Here is a 16,831-nt window from a genome sequence, read left to right on the forward strand (position 1 = left end):
TGTGAAGAGACGGGCTATGACCGCCCGCTCGCGGGAGGGCTCTTAGGAGCCTTCAAGAATTCACGATACTGCAGCGCCTGCCGCCCCTGCTCATCCACGCCCCAGAAACGACCAGGTTCGAAGTAGAGGAGGTACTCGACCGGCGGCGGCGCCGGGGTCGGATAGTTGTAGTCGTAGGGGTCCTCTTTATGCGTCGGAATCTGGACATGGTCGTATTCAAGGGTGAAGTAGAGATAGCCGTCACGCACAGCCACCCAGCCGGCGACGACGTCTTTTCGGATCTCCGGATTCATTCCCGGCGCACGCAGTTCGAAATGAACCCGCTCCTGGGAACCTGCCAGTCGCAACGCCTCGGCCAATTGCCCGCTGAGCACCTCAAGCTCATCCTGCCGAAAGACAGCCCGTGGCGGAATCTCCTCGGCAAACCAGCGTAGCGGCAGACGCTGCTTGGGCCTGAACGAAAATCCCTCCAAAATGGAAGTCAAATCCGACTTGCTCAAATCAGCCGGATGAGCGTACGTGGTAGAACCCACCTCGTGTTGAAGATTGACCAAGACGCGGGCATCCTCGTGCACGACCTTGGTCGTATAGGGCAGACGCGCGCAGGAAACGGACTGTCCGAGCAGACAGCCCGTCAAGAATCCGATAACGACGATGAAACGCAGGCGCATAATTAATTCTCCACGAAACACGAATATCGGTTATTGACCCAATAGGTGCACGGTGATTTCTGCGGGCTTGCCCGGCCCATAGCCGAGACGTTGCAACGCCGCCTGCCCTTCCTGACTCGTGACGAATCGAAGGAACTCGGCGCAGAGTGCCCGATCCGGGCAGTAGCGCTCCATCGAAATGGAGTGTGGAATGGGCTTGTACATAGCGGCCGGCGCAACAGCCAAGACTCGCACCCGATCCTGCGCCCTAACCGCATCTTGGCCGAACATGATGCCCACATCGGCCTGCCCACTGAGCATATGGTCAAGAATGCCGGCACGGTCGCTGGCACGATCGATCCGTTTGTCTTTTAGGCCCAGGGCCGACAGGAGCCGATCCGTCTCAACGCCGAGTTTCGTCGTCGTATCCGCCACCGCGATACGCACCGACTCGTGCTTCGCCAGGGACTCGAATGAGCTCGGCGCCTCACTCAGAGATTCAGGGGCAACCAGCACTAAGCGCTCCGTCGCATACAGCGCTTTGGACTCTGGAAGCAGGTAATACTTCTGCTCCATACGAGTGATGACTTCGTCTCCGCCAGGCGCGATGAAGTGAATCGGCCCGGATCCGATGAACGACTTGCCGCGATTTTCCATCCCAGCGATCGTTCGTCTGAGGTCGAGGGAGGAATCAACTGACAGCCTGACCCGGACGTCCGGATGGGTCTTCTCGAAGGCGAGGCCCAATTGAGCCATAGCGTCTTGAACGCCTGGCGACGTGGCGACAATCAGGTCCCGAGTGGCACTGGTCGGCTGCGTCATGCTCAATCCCCACCCACAGCCACCCATGGCGAGTACGACCGCACTCAACAGGGCCAGGCTAGGTATCCACCGGCCAGCGACTCGACAGACATTGCCTACTCGCGCATCATGCTGGAATTCGTCGGTCCACATACTCATCTCCGCATCCATACTGCTCCGACAATTTCATCTTTTGGCACTCAACTCCCGCACCGTTCCCATCTCGCTGGTGTCATATCCACCCAGCGCACCAACCTCGGTTCGGAATGGTCTACTCGTAAGGATGTCCAGAAACGATTCGATTGCAGGATGGTCTTGCAGATACGCCTTCGGTAGCACGAGGTCATACCGCGCATGCTGCAGGGGAAGGAAGTCGAGATCAAACAGTTGTGCAGCTGCTCTAACGCCCACCCCAACATCCGCACGACCCTCTGCAATGAGACGAGCAACATGCACATGAGACCGGGCAACAGACTGATATCCACGAATGGCGGCCGCTGCGATCCCGGATGCAGCCAAGCGCTGATCCAACAACAACCGCGCCCCAGAACCCTCCTCCCGGTTGATGAGCGCGACATCCGGCCGTACAAGATCGGCAACTCCGCTGATGCCACGGGGATTTCTCGCAGCAACCAACAGCCCTTCCTCCCACACCGCAAAAGTCATGACCAAGTAATTGGTGCCCTTTAGGTGACGGCGAAGATATGGCAGATTCGATTCTCCTGACTGGTCGACAACATGCACACCGGCTACATGCACTTCCCCTCGTTTCAGGGCGTCCAGCGCCGCCGTGCTGCCCAGCGTCCATCCCACGACTGAACAGGCGTCTTTATAGCGACGCAAGTGTTCGCCGAGGAGAAATATGGAAGGATCACATCCAGCAACAGAAATTTCCTGTTCGATGGCTCGACGATCTCGCAACAGTCGCACGCGCGCCGAGTGTGCACCAGCCTTGCCCCGATGGGGCAAAGGATCGACCAGTAACCCGTCGGCCGCAACGGTGTAATTCAGCACTTCCCCCAGATCGACTACCGGTCGGACGACGAAACGGGAGCCGACTCGCGCGACCTTCACCCGTCGACGACTCTGTCCCACGGCCGAGTCCGGCGAGTCGCGCGCGATCACGCCTTCGATAATTTCTTCCGCATCCGTCAACGAGAACAAATCTTCGACATGACAGGCGAGCACCCGCGCGAGCTGCAGCGAGACAGCGGTGGTCGGCAGATACTGGCCTGTCTCGATGGCATGGATGGCTTGGCGGGTGACGCCAGATTGGGCCGCTAACTGGGCGCGCGTGAGGCCTTTGGCCTCGCGTAGTCGGCTGAGGTGGTTATCAATCCTGGGCGTCACTGGAGAGTTGGCTTCAGCAGTCATCGAGGCCGGAGAATGCCTTAATACTTTACTAATTGTCAATTATTATTTACGCCTCAAAAGAAGATCGATCTTGAATCGTATATTGTTGACAAAGTTATTAAAGATAATATATTTATACCTCATCGGATTACAGATAATTCATTTCGATCCACGCATTAAATAGTTAGAGAGCAGCCTCCAAAGGCTTCGTGGTCACCCGTAGATGAGGAGAGATGTCATGCAGCGAGGAACGTTAGGGATTGCCGGCATACTAGCCGGCCTGCTGGTCGGCCTGCCTTCCCCATCCGCCTTCGCGGTCGAGGAAGGACAGCTGGTGAAGAAGGAGGGCAAATGGGAATACTACTCGGGCGAAGACCCCGGCCTTAAATACCTCCTCTTAAGAGGCATCATCACGCAGGAGGAATATGACAAGGGTCTGAAGGTGATTGAAAAGCGCGAGCAGATCGCGAAGCCGAACTACACGATCGACGTCAACAACGGCCTGAACTTCCGCGTCGGCGACAAGTTCTTCCTCAAGCTTCGGTTGTTGACTCAGGTTCGCTACACCCACAGCACCTACAACCAAGCCTGGGGAACCGTAGGTGACTCCCGCAATCCGGAAATCCTGGGCGGGCAGGTCGAATACCGGGCCGTCCGTAGGCAAAGCGACTCCAACCAGTTCAGTGTGCCCCGTGCCAGACTCCAGTTTCTGGGCTACGCCTTCGACCCGGATTTTCGCTACAACATTTCGTGGGCCTTCGATCAAACGACTTGGAACCAAGAAGGCGGCAGCGGGCGTGCTGGGCTCCTCGACGCCTACATCTCGTCCTGGCACATTCCATGGCTGACCATCCAAGCCGGTCAACAGCGCGTGTGGTTCAATCGCGCCACGATCAGCTCAATGGCGACGTCCACATTTGCGGACAACCTGATCGTCCAGAACGCCTTCGCCGCCAATCAACAGAACAGCCGCGACATCGGCGTCAGCATTTCAAGTGATGAAGATCAGTATAGGTTCAACTATGCCATCGGCATTTGGGGAGGCGTGGGAGCCAATCTGGCGAGGGAAGGCGTATCAGTCAGCCAGAACGTGCTGCCTCAAAGCGGGACGCCCGGCGCGCCGAACGCCACGACGACCAGAACCTATAATTACGATACCCGCTTCATGACCGGTGAGATGATGTACACGGTACGGTTGCTCTACAAGATTGCCGGCAATCCCGGCTATGGCCAGGGCGACATCCTCAACTCCCGGACGCTCCAGTCGGCCATCGCCTTCGGTTACGCCTACAACCCAGCGCAAAATTATCTGAGCTCCATCCGCTCCGACATTGTCGACCGTGCGTATCGGCAGGCCATTACGAAAGCCTACAACGGGCGGCTCCTGGCCGGTGGCATCTATGACTTCCAAACCTATGAAGCGGACTTCATCGCCAAGTATCAAGGGTGGTCGTTCCAGGCGGAAGGGTACTATCGGCACCAGCGGGTGCGGAACGCCGACAGCGGAACCAGCCCGTTCGACCTGAACACGATTCCCCAGGCGCAGTTTCTAGGCACGCCGGTGAATCTCGGCCAGGCCTATGGCTGGTACGTGCAGGTGGGAAAATATGTGATTCCCAGAAAGCTCGAGCTCGCCGTCCGCTATGGGTTCATGGATCCGTCGACTCGACAAGTGAACGATCTGGTCAAGGAGTTCGGCGCCGCGATCAACTATAGTTTCGACGGCACCTATAACAACCGGCTCGTGATCGACTATTCGAACATTACGTTGGGCAGCGGCGGACGAGCCCCCGACCGTTTCCCGTTCGAAACCCAGCCAGGGTTCGGGCGGGATCTGATCGAAAACCGCATCAATGTCCAATACCAATTCTACTTCTAAGCGAACACATATTGAGTGACAGACAGGAGGACATCGTGAGGTTACGAACTCATGCCATCGCACTCGCATTCATCTGGGTCCTTGTCGTCGCGATCGGCTGGAGCCCGAAACCAGCCGCCGCACAAACCGAGACCTTGACCATCGCGGCCGCGAACAGCCTGAAGGACGCCCTGCGAAAGGTGCTTCCGTTGTTCGAGGCACAACATCGGGAAGTCGCGGTCCGCATTGTGTATGGCCCATCGCAGACTCTGCGCAAGCAGATCGAGGAAGGGGCGCCGATCGACGTGTACCTGCCGTCCCTATTCGAAGAGCTCGACCAGCTCGACGGCAAAGGCCTCGTCATCCAAGGCACGAAACGAGCCTATGCCGCCACGTCGCTGGTGTTGATCACCGGAACGGCACTCCCCGCCCCCATCCGTTCCATCTCGGAATTGGAATCCGTGCCGGTCAGACGAATTGCGGTCGGAGACCCCAAAACCTCATCGGTAGGAAAAGTGGCCGCCCAGTTTCTAAAGAGCAGCAAGCTGGAACCCAAACTCAAATCGCAATACGTCTTCGGCGAACACTCCAGAGCCGTGCTCGACCTGGTGGCTAAGGGCGAAGCGGAGATCGGCATCGTCTATCGAACCGATGTCGGGACCAACGGGAAGGTCCGTATCCTCGATACGGTACCATCTGCCTCCCACACGCCGGTTCGGTACGGAGTCGCCGCAGTCTGGACGGCACAGAACATCGCGGCAGCCGGGGACTTCACGCAATTTCTTTTGAGTCCGGAGGTGCAATCCATCTTGCAGGAATACGGCTTCGATCGCGTGGCTCCCGAAGCGCAACCGGCGCAGCCCCAAGAGGTGAAACCATGAACGAAAGAAAAGGACAGACAACCGTGACGACATCGTTCGCAACCCCTGTGCTCAGCCTGCTGCTCGGGCTCACGCTCCTCGCTGGTTGCGCCGGCCGGCCCTCCGTCCCTCCGAAGTCGGTCTATCAATCGGGGCTGAACATCGTGCGCGTGGAACAGGACCCGGACTCGACGACGAACTCACATCCCGCGACGCTCACGGCGACGGAGGTGGGAACATTGCTGCGGGGCGTGCGCGTCTGGGAACGGCGCAATTGGCTCCACCAACTCTTCGTCGGCAAGGCCGACAAGACCCGCGCCTTTCGGGACCAGGAGATCGCGATTCTGGCGCCAGCATTGGCCAAGGCTCTGTCGCAGGCGTCTGCCGCCGAACGCGTGTACTTTCACTTGAGTCACGCGACCGAGCACGGCGAAGAGGAAACCACGACCGGCTGGATTTCCGTTCAGGATCCGGTCCTCCATGTCGCCCTGGCAGAGGTGCATGACCGCCATGGTCCGGGACCTGATATCAGTAAGTACGATCGGCAGATGCCGAACGTACCAGAACGCTCCCCGGCCTTCGATGCCACCTTCGAGCCGGAAGAGCATTTAGTCACCGTGAAATCAGGCGGCCGGCTGTTCGCCCCCGACCAGCGGGAAGAGCTGGCGATTCGCTACCGGGACGCGCTGACCGCGATGCCCGTGCAACCGGGACTCGATCGTGAGAGCCGGCCCGTGCCGGACAATCGCTAGAATCCGAAGGCAGAAGGGACCTCCCCTGTCGATTTTCATCGTCGGTGGCGACTCGGTCGAAGCCATCAAGCACCAGGTCGGGATCCGCGGTCATGCCGGGATCGCGCATTGGAGCGGACCGAGGACGAGGGACGTAGGGAGGCCGATTCCCAAAGGCACGGAGGCTGCGGGAGTCCGGTCTTCTTCCAAAAACGAAGCCGGCAGCTCGCCGAACCGACGCAATCGTCGCGCGAGCTGCCGGATTGGTTGTCCCGCATGGACCGTGTCGCAGTGTAGACAAGACTCGCCATGCCATCATCTAGACGCACAAGGAGCCACAACGCCATGGTCGATCGGGTGCATGCACAGCCGTCCAGTCGGCGCAGGCGCTCGCTGTCCGGTCGTAGAACGACCGTACGGATGAAGCCCATCTGGTAGGGCCTCACCGGCTATGGTACCTTACGCCATGCGTCGCGCATCCGAGGGTCGGTTTCGGCACCTGTCGATCGGCAAGAAGCTGCTCTTGTCATTCAGCTTGATCGTCGGCCTCCTCCTCTTCACCCTCGGCGCCACGCTCTTTTACCTTTCCCGGGTCAACAGCTACGTCGATCGCCACCAACGCATCACGGTCCCGGCCGTCGTGACGGCCGCCGCCATGCAACAGTCGGTCGCGCACATGCTCCGGCAAGTGCATCACCTGCTTGAACACCAGCCAGCAGGAGAACAGACGGCGACGCTGGCCAGAATCGAGCTCATGCACGGCCAGACCGTCTCGGCTCTCGAGACCTACCGCGCGAGCCACGCCGCGCGAACCCATCCGATCATGCTCGGCATGCTCATTCAGCACGGACGGGGTGATCTGGCCGATCGTGAGGACCAGGCGATGGCCGAGGTCGCCGACGGATTGAACAACTTGGCGCAGCTTCACCGCACGATGAGCGCCCGTGGAACCGGACCCCGAAGCGGCCAAGAAACCCAAGACGGGATCGAGCGCCAGTACGAACACACGGTCGAGCGCCTGGAAGGTTCGATCGGCATCCTGATCGACGTCCATCGCCTGATCGACGTTGAAATGAAACATGAAGGGGACCGATTGGTCGCGGAGGCTCGACTCCTTGTGCTTGGATTCGTCGCCCTGCTCGGACTCGTGATCGTGGTCACCTACGGCGTGATGCGTCATTCCATTGCCTCCCCCCTGCGCCGCTTGGCCACCACCGCGGACCGAGTGGCCCACCACGACCTCACGGCGCAATTCGAAGCCTGGCCGAATCGAGACGAGGTGGGTGGCTTGGCGGCGGCCCTCTCCTCCATGCTGATCAGCCTGCGCGAACAGACCGCCGCGATCGCGAGGAAGACAAAAGAACTCGAAGCCTTCACCTATTCCGTGGCACACGACCTGAAGGGGCCGTTGAGAGAAATCGAAGGGTTTTCGTCCCTCCTCGAAAAGGAGTTTGCGGAGCAGGGTGATCCCCAAGTCCGCCACCACATCGGCGTGATCCGGACGTCCGCCTTGCGGCTGACCCACATGATCGATGCATTGCTCAAGTATTCTCGGCTCGAACGGCAAGATCTTCCCCGGCAGCACTTCAACGTGCTGGAAATGATCGGCAACCTGGTCAACGATCGCCTCAGCAGCAGTCAGGGACCGAGGCCGAAAATTCACCTGAACCTCCCCTTTGCCGACCTCTACGGCGAACCGGTGAGCGTCCGCCAGGCGATCGTCAATCTCCTGGACAACGCGCTGAAGTTTTCACGGCAAGCCTCCGCTCCGGATATTCACATCGGAGGACGCCAAACAGGCAGCGAGCGCATCATCTGGGTGAAGGATAACGGCATCGGGTTCGACCCGGAGCAGAAAGAGAAAATCTTCGGACTCTTCGAGCGGCTCCACGCCCCTCAAGACTACGAGGGAACCGGGGTGGGATTGGCCATCGTGAAGCTGGTCATGGAGAAGCATGGCGGACGGGCCTGGGCAGAGACGACGCCCGGCGAAGGCAGCACCTTCTTTCTGGCCTTTCCGCTGCACTGAGATGTGCCCCATCGGCTTCCCGCCAATCACGAACGACGAGCGACGGTTCACGAATGAACATTCTAGTCATCGACGATGAAGAGTTTGTACGCCTGACGCTCGAGCGACTGCTCCGCGAAGAAGGTTGCGAGGTGCAGACGGCTGTCGGCGGGCAATCGGGGATCGATCGCCTGGGCGAACAGCGGTTCGATTGCGTCATTACGGATCTCCGCATGCCGGGCGTGGACGGCCGCGCGGTTCTGCGTTGGGTCCGCGAGCGGCAACCAGACGTCGACGTCCTCGTGCTGACCGGGCATGGCGATGTGACCGATGCCGTGTCCGCGATCAAGGACGGAGCCTGGGATTTCTTGGTGAAGGACATCCCCTTCGACGGCGCCGCCGTCACGGCCGCGCTGGCCAAGCTGCGGACCCTACGAGACTTGCGCCGGGAGAACTTTGCGGCGCGGCAGGGCGGTTACCATCATGACGTACTCGTCGAAGGAATCAGCCAATCCTGGCAAGCGCTCAAGGGACAAATCGCCCAAGTGGCCCCCTCCAACGCCCCGGTACTGATTCAAGGGGAAACCGGATCGGGGAAGGAAGTGGTGGCTCGCCTCCTCCATGCTCAAAGCCGCAGATCCACCGGCCCCTTCATTGCCGTCAATTGCGGCGCCGTCAGCCGGGAACTCTTGGAGAGCGAGCTGTTCGGCCACGAGAAGGGAGCCTTTACGGGAGCGGCGGCCGCCAAACCCGGGCTCATTGTTGCCGCGGATGGTGGCACTCTGTTTCTGGATGAGCTGGGCGAGATGCCGGGGCCCATGCAGGTGAGCCTTTTGCGCTTCTTGGACCGCGGAGAATACCGACCGGTCGGGAGCACACGGTCCCTCCATGCCGACGTACGCGTAGTTGGGGCAACCAACCAAGACATTCAAGAACTCGTGCTGCAAGGGCGCTTTCGCGATGACCTTCTCTACCGGATCAACACCGTCACACTTCGGGTTCCACCCCTCCGTGAACGGAAGCAGGATATTCCCCGCCTCGTCGAACACTTGTTGAAGATCCTCAGAATTCCCGGCACAACCGCACGTCCGTGCACGACAGAAGCCATGGAGGAGCTGATCGCCTATCGCTGGCCCGGAAATGTCCGGGAATTGCGCAACGTCCTGGAGCGGTTGTTGTTGCTGAGTCCCGGCGGCAATCCCTTTACCGCTGCGGATGTGAGACGGCTGCTTCCTGACTCGACGCCTCCCCTGCATACGGATGCCGCCCAGTTGACGCTCGACACTGTCGAACGTCTGCATATCGAGCGAGTACTCGAAGCCCACGCTGGGAACAAAACCAAAGCCGCGCAGACCCTCGACATCGACTACAAGACCCTGCTCGCCAAGCTCAGACGCTATAGCCTCGACAACTAGACGAACCTCACCGCTGGGGGTCACACTCACGCGACGGCCCGACTGACTCTTTTCACGGGAGCAGGGATACGCTCAGGCTTCGTGCTGATGCGGGCGTCGCCTGGCGTAGACCATGACGACTTCCGCCCGCCTCGGAGCAAGGAGGAGAAACAATCGGAGGATCGGCCCCCACAGGCACTTGGCCAAGAGCCGGATCGGGCGGTTGTTGATCACGCCCCGGTCGGCATGGCCGCCGAGCCGCTCGTTCACCCAGTTGTTGAGACTCCACACCCAACAGACCGGCATGGGGATATAGCGAAACCATTGCACGGTGAACCCGGCCTCCGTGACCAAGGTCTCAAGAGATCGTGAGGAGTATTGAAACAGATGGAACGGCAGTCCCAGCAAGCCCCAACAACGACCGAACAGAGCATAGGACGCCGCCTCAGCATTGGGTACCCCAATGATGAGAAATCCGCCGGGTTTGACCACACGGGAGGCCTCCCGGAGGAAGCCACGCGGATCGTGGAGATGCTCGAACACTTGATCCAGGCGGAGCACGTCGAACGACCCCGACGGGTAGCGGCCGCTCTCGAGTGTCCCCTGGTCGACCGCAAGCCCAAGAGCCCTGGAGGCATCGACCCCGCTGCGGCTGAGCTCGCAGCCGGCCACACGCCAGCCGAGTTGTTGCATGGACTGCAGAAAGGCGCCGTTTCCCGCGCCGACCTCGAACAGGGTGCGCCCCGTCGGTTCAAGCGGCAGCAACCGCTTCCGTAGCAGTCTCGCCATCGGGCCGGCGAGCAGGCGGGCCACGCCATACCTCGGGCCGTAGAGTGCGCCGACCAGGTGCCGCCCCAGCAGGGCCTTCAGCCGTGACAATCGACCGAGTCTGGCAAGGCCGTACGGATATAAATCCAGGCGGGAATAGTATGCGTCGATCTCTTCGGCAGACGGCATCGGATCCAGCCGGTCGAGACCGCACCCGACACAACGACTTACCTGGAAGCGGCCGGAGATCTTGAATTGAAAATCGCGGGAGACAAACAGGCGGGCTGCGTCGGCCCCGCCGCACACCGGGCAGACTAGGCGATTCGTGACACGCGTCTGCTCCTCCACGGCGATGGGCTGCGCGACTTTCACGGTGGCTACCCCAGAACCAAGGATCCCGACTTGCTCCTCTTGTTCCAAGACGGCGCCGACTTGATCGGTCGCCGCCCGGGACTGCTCACGCGGATGCTCACCGCAAGACCGTTTTTTGAGACGGCACCAGAACGACATCCCCTGGAGCCAGCTCGATGTTCTGCTTTTCGTCGTCCCGCACCACGATGTCGTCGTAATTCAGCTTGAGCCTTTCGCGGTTCTTGCCGAATCGATAGATCGTCAAGCGGTCGCGCGCGGCTGTATTCGTGAAGCCTCCCGCCAGCGCGATGCCTTGCAGCAGATTCGTTTTGATCTTGAGGGGATACTTGCCCGGTCGCAGCACCTCGCCGAGCACGAACACGTTGTAGCTGTTCACGTCCTTGACGACGATGCTCACCGAGGGATTCTCGACATACTCACGCAACCGGACGCTTAATTCCTTCGTCAATCGCGCCGGCGTCTTGCCCGCCGCCATCACGTCATTGATCAGCGGCAGCGAAATCTTTCCATCCGGCCTGACGGTTACGATCTTCGACAGGTCTTGATTCTGCCAGACCGTGATTTCCAGCACGTCCTCAGGCCCGATCATGTAGTCGGGGGCGACCAGGGAGTAAGGCTCCTCCCCCTGCTCGCCCTGTGCATCGGCGTTCAAAGCCGCCGCCCCACAAGATGAGCCCACACATTTGGACCCGCCACCGCGACTCTGCGTACTTCCGCCCTCCGCCGCAAACGCGATCCCTACGACGGCGAGGGTCATGACCCCGCCAGCGAGCATGCTCCAGATTCTCCCGATCATGTGCCATTCCTTCCTGAAGGATCCCTGCCAATTGCTCCGTTCGACATTGACCTAGATGACAAATTCCACCAGCAGAATGAATACCGCGCTGACCGCAAGAGCGACTCCAGCCACCAAGACCAGATCAGCCAGCAAGGCACGATCCGTACGGGCGAGATTCTGCCTTTTTGCCCGAATGTCCGCTTCCGTCAGCCAGGCGCCATTGAACGGATACAGCCCGGTGGACAATCCTGCGACGCGCCGCTCCGCTAACGTCGGTTCCCAGAACCGGCGGACCCGCAGACGCACAGCCTCGTACGGATGGGGTTTCTCACCCCCCTGCTTCTTGAACCACAACATGGACGCACCTATCTCCAAAATTCGAACTGGTAGTGCAGCATGCGGACGAACAACAAATAATTGAAGAAGACGGTGAACGACGCGAGCAACACCGCCATCAGAATGCGCCCCCCCCACTCGAAGACTCCGTGGTAGCGGCGCACGACTCCCGGAGGCGTGAGAAACTCATGTTCCCGCGCCTCCGCAGACTGCAGCGCATCCATGATGGCACGCCGCTCTTCCAATGCAATGCGCCGGACCAACTGGCGACTGAGGACTCTCATAGCAACTCCACCTCTTTCTCACTGCCTTGCGGGATACCGCCGTTCCGGCGCTCCTTCGCCAGTTCCGCCTCGAGTTCCTTCATGTCCTCATCGACGCCAAGAGCCATGCGCTCCGTATAATCGATCAGGAAAGCATAGAAAATCCCCCCGACCAATCCCAATCCGATCGCCACCAGCGTATTGATGACCGGATCCGGGAAAATCGGATTCTTGGGCGGGACCGCACGATCGACAATCACCAAGGACTTCATGTCGTGGCTGCGCTGCGCGGCGATTTCCTCGATCGTCGTCTGCAAATTGTCCGCCAACCGCTGGTATTGATCGACTCGCCGGCTCAGTTCCTGATAGTTGGCCTGCATAAAGGGCACCGACGCGATTTGGCGATCTACGTTCTCAAGCGCCTGGCCGAGTCCGTTGATGCGTGCGTGCAGGGTTTCCTTCTCCACCATGGACCGGACAAGGTCCTGCCGCAGCGTTTCCACGAAGGTATTGGGGGCCTTGGCGCCGCTCGCCACCACCTTCTTGATCTCCGATTCAAGGTCTCGGCGCTTCATGTTGTATTGCGCGCGCAGGCTCACGACCTCCGGATGCGACTCGGTATACCGCGACCTGGCTCGGGCGATTTGGCTCTCGATGTCGGAGATCTGCTTCTGCAGGTTCTCCACGATCGAATTGCTGCTGAGGGACACCTCGGACTCGCTGAACACCACCGATTCCTTCGCGAATTCCGTCTGCGAACTCGCAATCTTCTGCTCGGCCTGCTTCACCTTGACCTTCAGGTCTTCGATCTCCTTTTCCAATTCCTGGCGGTACTTGGCGAGGGACTCGCTCTTCTCCTCCACCTTCGCCAGCTTGTTGCTCTTCTGAAAGTTCGCCAGTTCGGTTCGAGCCGTGGTCAATTTGGTCCTGGTCTCGGCCAGCTGCTTTTCTACTTCCGCCCGCTTGCGCTCCGTGGCCTGCAGGGAATACCCGGCCAGTGTTTCATCGAACAACTGCACATACATGTTGGCGATGTCGGCGGCCACCTTCGGATCCTTGTCCCGAACGTGGATCTCCACGAGGAAATCGTCCCCGCTCTCAAAATCCACATCGCGCTTGATCTCCCGCAGGCTCTTCTGGGGAAACTTGGCGTGGACCCGCTCCCGCAAATCGCTCGACTCCAGCATGCCGAGATACACCTTCTGCTGCTCGCCCCTCGCCTCGGGCATCAGCGGCAAGCGCGCCACCTGCCCGGAAGAGTTTTCCGAGTAGAAGGTCATCGAGTCCGGTTTCGAGGGAACGAAGAAGACTGCCCGCGGCTGGTAGACCCCGGGGAGCAGCCAGCTGAGTCCTGCGGCGAAGATGATCGAAAACAGCACGATCAAATAGATCGTGACCCGCTTGCGATACAAAACGTACCAATAATCGTACAACGTATAAGCATCCATGTACTGTGTTACCTCACTGCGCCGTCCGGCGGACCACGACGTTGTTCATCACCAAAAGATCGACCTCGGTCCGTTGAAAACAAGCCACCGCATGCTCAGGGGTACAGACGATCGGCTCCTGCACGTTGAACGAGGTATTCAACAAGACCGGCACACCGGTCTTGGCTGCAAACGCCTTCAGCAGGCGCCAGAACCTCGGATTCGTGCGCTCGGAGACGGTCTGTGGCCGCGCCGTCAGATCGACATGCGTGGTCGCCGGCACCAGCGGAGCCTTCTCAGGATTGACCTTGAACGCGAAAGTCATGAACGGCGACGGATGCGGACTCGCCAGATACTCTGACGCCGACTCCGCCAGGAACGCGGGAGCAAATGGACGAAACTCCTCGCGCCGTTTTACCTTCACGTTGATGAGCTCGCGCATTTCCGCGCGGCGAGGGTCGGCCAACAGACTGCGATTGCCCAAGGCCCTCGGTCCCCACTCCATCCGTCCCTGGAACCAAAATACCAATTGCCCGTCTGCCAACGCCTGCGACACCTCGTCGAACAGCCGTTCGTCCGGCAACCGGTCGAACGGCAAGCCGGATGCAGCGGCGGCGGCCTCCGCCTCGTCGTTGGAAAACTGCGGCCCCCAATAGGCGTGGTCCATGGCATCCCGACTTTCCACGCGACCGACTTCATGCGCGAGATGCAGCGCCGCCCCCAGTGAAGTCCCGGCGTCCCCAGAAGCCGGCTGCACGTAAATTCGTTCGAAGGGCGTCGCCCCCAAAATCTTGCCGTTGGCCACGCAATTCAACCCAACCCCGCCCGCAATGCAGAGATCCTTGGCCTTGGTCTGCTCATACAGCCATCGAGCCGAGGCGATGATCTGTTGTTCAATCGCGGCCTGGGCGCTGGCGGCGATATCCATATGCCGCTGCTCAACTGATGCATCCGGCCGGCGAGGAGCCCCAAGCACTTCGAGCAACTCGGGCACGAACTGTCCGGACCTCGCTGCATGGTAGTCGAGCATCGAGGTATTCAGCACGAACTCCCCTTCAGGCTTCGACTGCAGCACTCGTTCCCTCAGGAACTCGGCGTAGCGCGGAGTTCCATAAGGGGCCATGCCCATCACCTTGTACTCATCCGATTGCACGCGGAATCCCAGAAACGCCGTGATGGAGGCGTAAAACTGCCCCAAGGAATGCGGAAGGTTGATGCGCTTGATTTCGTGAATTTTCGTGCCTTCGCCGAGGGAAAAGACCGTCGTGGCTTCTTCCCCGGCCCCGTCCATAGTCAAGATGGCCGCCCGTTCGAAGGAACTCGGAAAGAACGCGCTGACCTGATGGCAATGATGGTGGTCGAGGTGAAACAATTCGAACGACCCCTTACCGAAGTTCGACTCCAGTAGACGGCGCAACCGAAACAGTTGATACCACTCGTTCGTCATCTGCCCCGCGCCCCTGGAGGCTTTCGCCCGAAACTGCATCATCGATTCCGCCGCGGACTTGACCGCGCACTTGACGCGATGCCCCAGCACCCAATAGCGCCAGGAGACGCCGACGGCGGCCACGTCCTGCAGCGTGATGCCTCCTTCTTTGAGGCAGTAGGCGATCGCTTCTTTCGGAAACCCGGAGACGTGCTTCTTCCGCACGAATCGCTCTTCTTCCGCCGCGGCGACGATCCGGCCGTCACGGACCAGCGCGGCCGACGCATCGTGCATGTTATTGATCCCCAATGTCCACATACTCAGTCCCTCACCAATGTCTTACGCCGAGGCCAAGACCGAAGCCGCCGGTATCGAGGCCGTCTCCTCGCGACGCTGTTTGAACACGATGATGATCGCCCCTTCCATCACGCCCATAATCACCCAAAACGTGCTCTCGTAGGCCATCGGCTCCGTTTGCAAGTGACCCAGCAGAGCCACCCATCCGAGCAACATCCCCTTGAAGATCAACTTCAGCTCCTGATCCAAACGTCCCCACAAGACGATCGCAAGGCGTACCGACATAAGCGCAACCATGAAGACATACGTCACCCCGCCCACGATCCCGAGTTCCGTCGCCATTTGCATGAACGCGTTGTGTACCGGATACTTGAACAGCCACGGTCCTGTCGGAAACAAGTTGCCGGAAAATCGGCCAAAGTTTTGCAGTCCCATCCCGACGAACGGATTCCGTTCGAGCGAGGCCATCGCAAGCTCGAGCAGTTCCACGCGAATGGAGCCGGACGTTTTTCCTCCGAACCCCTTCACGATCTCCAGCACCATTTTGTGAAGCCCGGACAGATAGACCAGGATCCCGCAGAGCAGGAACAACGCCGAGATATGGATACTGAGAGCCGGCCGATACACGAACAGGGCGAGCACGAACATCGCCCCCAGGCAAATCAATGCCCCCGCGCTCCAAGTCAACACCACCGCAATGGCCATAAGCCCGACGGCGGACAGATAGGCCAGTTTCCATCGAAGCCCCTGCGACAGAAACACGAAGGAGAGCGCCAATGCGCAGGCGAATAGGAGATAGGTATTCAACCCGGCCGGGTTCGGGAAAAACGCCATGGCCCTGACGACCATGCCCAGCAGGGTCGGCTTCAACATGGCATGGGCCTTCTCCTCCGATGCGCCGATGGTCCAGACGATCCCCCAAAAGAAAAACAGAACGAACTGCACGATCGCCACCACCGCCGAGAAGACGCCCACCCACACAATGCATCTGGCGGTGATCGTAATCGACTCCCTGGTGCGCATCAGATCGACCAGGATCAGGAACATCAAAATCTTCTCGCCGATCGCGATGTAGCTGGTCACCGGAGGCCGCTGGATGAAATGAAAGATCGCAAGGAACAAAATCCCCATCATCGGGAAAAAGAACGGCGTCACCTGCACCGTCCGGTCGACTTCCACAAACGCGCGGACGAGCCAGAACACGACCAGGACCAGAACGGCAAACTCCAATGCGTCGAGTTTGCCCAGCGCAACCCCGCTGAACTGGGCTGCAAAGATCGTACAGCCGATCGCCCACAGTTCCTTGTGTCTCCACACCCCGTCCATTCCACGAAGGACGACCACGCCCACCAGTCCGCAGGCGGCCAGCCCGGCCGACAGCATGAAGGGAAACCAATCGAGCCCCAACGCCGCACTTACGATCGGGTCGAGACAGGTCCACACGGCCAGCATGGCCCCCACCACGATGGTCTGTACGAGCGGCACCTGTTGCGCCATCTTCCGCTTGGT

At 59.9% G+C, this 16,831-nt stretch carries 15 protein-coding genes; 5 read left to right on the top strand and 10 right to left on the bottom strand.

What is annotated here, in order from left to right:
• Nucleotides 1–14: 14 nt before the first annotated feature.
• The 3 genes from KF814_03495 to KF814_03505 are packed head-to-tail and all read right to left on the bottom strand — an operon-like array spanning nt 15 to nt 2,801.
• A complete protein-coding gene (locus KF814_03495) occupies nt 15–671 on the bottom strand; it encodes a hypothetical protein (protein MBX3235193.1) in 657 nt (218 codons plus the stop codon).
• A gap of 30 nt (nt 672–701) precedes the next feature.
• Nucleotides 702–1,610, bottom strand: coding sequence for a substrate-binding domain-containing protein (locus KF814_03500; protein MBX3235194.1), 909 nt, complete (start codon nt 1,608–1,610; stop codon nt 702–704).
• A 27-nt stretch (nt 1,611–1,637) separates the two neighbouring features.
• Nucleotides 1,638–2,801: a helix-turn-helix domain-containing protein gene (locus KF814_03505; GenBank protein ID MBX3235195.1), complete on the bottom strand. Its 1,164-nt coding sequence runs from the start codon at nt 2,799–2,801 to the stop codon at nt 1,638–1,640.
• Nucleotides 2,802–3,042: 241 nt separating this feature from the next.
• Here KF814_03505 and KF814_03510 point away from each other — a divergent pair, with 241 nt between their 5' ends.
• From KF814_03510 to KF814_03530, 5 genes are all read left to right on the top strand, one after another.
• A complete protein-coding gene (locus KF814_03510) occupies nt 3,043–4,683 on the top strand; it encodes a hypothetical protein (protein MBX3235196.1) in 1,641 nt (546 codons plus the stop codon).
• A gap of 35 nt (nt 4,684–4,718) precedes the next feature.
• Nucleotides 4,719–5,543 carry a molybdate ABC transporter substrate-binding protein gene (gene modA, locus KF814_03515; GenBank protein ID MBX3235197.1) on the top strand — a complete coding sequence of 275 codons (825 nt, stop codon included), beginning with the start codon at nt 4,719–4,721 and terminating at the stop codon, nt 5,541–5,543.
• Complete coding sequence (locus KF814_03520) at nt 5,540–6,274, top strand: hypothetical protein (protein ID MBX3235198.1); 735 nt, start codon at nt 5,540–5,542, stop codon at nt 6,272–6,274. Before modA ends, KF814_03520 begins: the two co-directional genes overlap by 4 nt.
• A gap of 445 nt (nt 6,275–6,719) precedes the next feature.
• Complete coding sequence (locus KF814_03525; protein ID MBX3235199.1) at nt 6,720–8,282, top strand: HAMP domain-containing protein; 1,563 nt, start codon at nt 6,720–6,722, stop codon at nt 8,280–8,282.
• A 53-nt stretch (nt 8,283–8,335) separates the two neighbouring features.
• A complete protein-coding gene (locus KF814_03530; GenBank protein MBX3235200.1) occupies nt 8,336–9,676 on the top strand; it encodes a sigma-54-dependent Fis family transcriptional regulator in 1,341 nt (446 codons plus the stop codon).
• A gap of 72 nt (nt 9,677–9,748) precedes the next feature.
• Here KF814_03530 and KF814_03535 read toward each other — a convergent pair whose 3' ends face one another.
• Genes KF814_03535 through KF814_03565 form a run of 7 tightly spaced genes read right to left on the bottom strand, consistent with a single transcriptional unit; the run spans nt 9,749 to nt 16,819 of the window.
• Nucleotides 9,749–10,933 carry a class I SAM-dependent methyltransferase gene (locus tag KF814_03535; GenBank protein ID MBX3235201.1) on the bottom strand — a complete coding sequence of 395 codons (1,185 nt, stop codon included), beginning with the start codon at nt 10,931–10,933 and terminating at the stop codon, nt 9,749–9,751.
• Entirely contained in the window at nt 10,893–11,591 is a 699-nt protein-coding gene (locus KF814_03540; GenBank protein ID MBX3235202.1) for a polysaccharide biosynthesis/export family protein, read from the bottom strand. Before KF814_03540 ends, KF814_03535 begins: the two co-directional genes overlap by 41 nt.
• A 51-nt stretch (nt 11,592–11,642) precedes the next feature.
• Complete coding sequence (locus KF814_03545; GenBank protein ID MBX3235203.1) at nt 11,643–11,930, bottom strand: hypothetical protein; 288 nt, start codon at nt 11,928–11,930, stop codon at nt 11,643–11,645.
• Between the two features lie 8 nt (nt 11,931–11,938).
• The gene (locus tag KF814_03550; GenBank protein MBX3235204.1) at nt 11,939–12,193 is read right to left on the bottom strand and encodes a hypothetical protein; all 255 of its coding nucleotides are present in this window, start codon (nt 12,191–12,193) and stop codon (nt 11,939–11,941) included.
• The gene (locus KF814_03555; GenBank protein ID MBX3235205.1) at nt 12,190–13,620 is read right to left on the bottom strand and encodes a hypothetical protein; all 1,431 of its coding nucleotides are present in this window, start codon (nt 13,618–13,620) and stop codon (nt 12,190–12,192) included. The genes KF814_03550 and KF814_03555 overlap by 4 nt, the downstream gene beginning before the upstream one ends.
• 13 nt (nt 13,621–13,633) lie before the next feature.
• Nucleotides 13,634–15,343 carry a hypothetical protein gene (locus tag KF814_03560; GenBank protein ID MBX3235206.1) on the bottom strand — a complete coding sequence of 570 codons (1,710 nt, stop codon included), beginning with the start codon at nt 15,341–15,343 and terminating at the stop codon, nt 13,634–13,636.
• A gap of 21 nt (nt 15,344–15,364) precedes the next feature.
• Nucleotides 15,365–16,819, bottom strand: a complete 1,455-nt coding sequence (locus KF814_03565; protein ID MBX3235207.1) for an O-antigen ligase family protein — start codon at nt 16,817–16,819, stop codon at nt 15,365–15,367.
• Nucleotides 16,820–16,831: the final 12 nt, after the last annotated feature.

The organism is Nitrospiraceae bacterium (genome assembly GCA_019637075.1).
Classification (GTDB): Bacteria; Nitrospirota; Nitrospiria; order Nitrospirales; family Nitrospiraceae; genus JAHBWI01.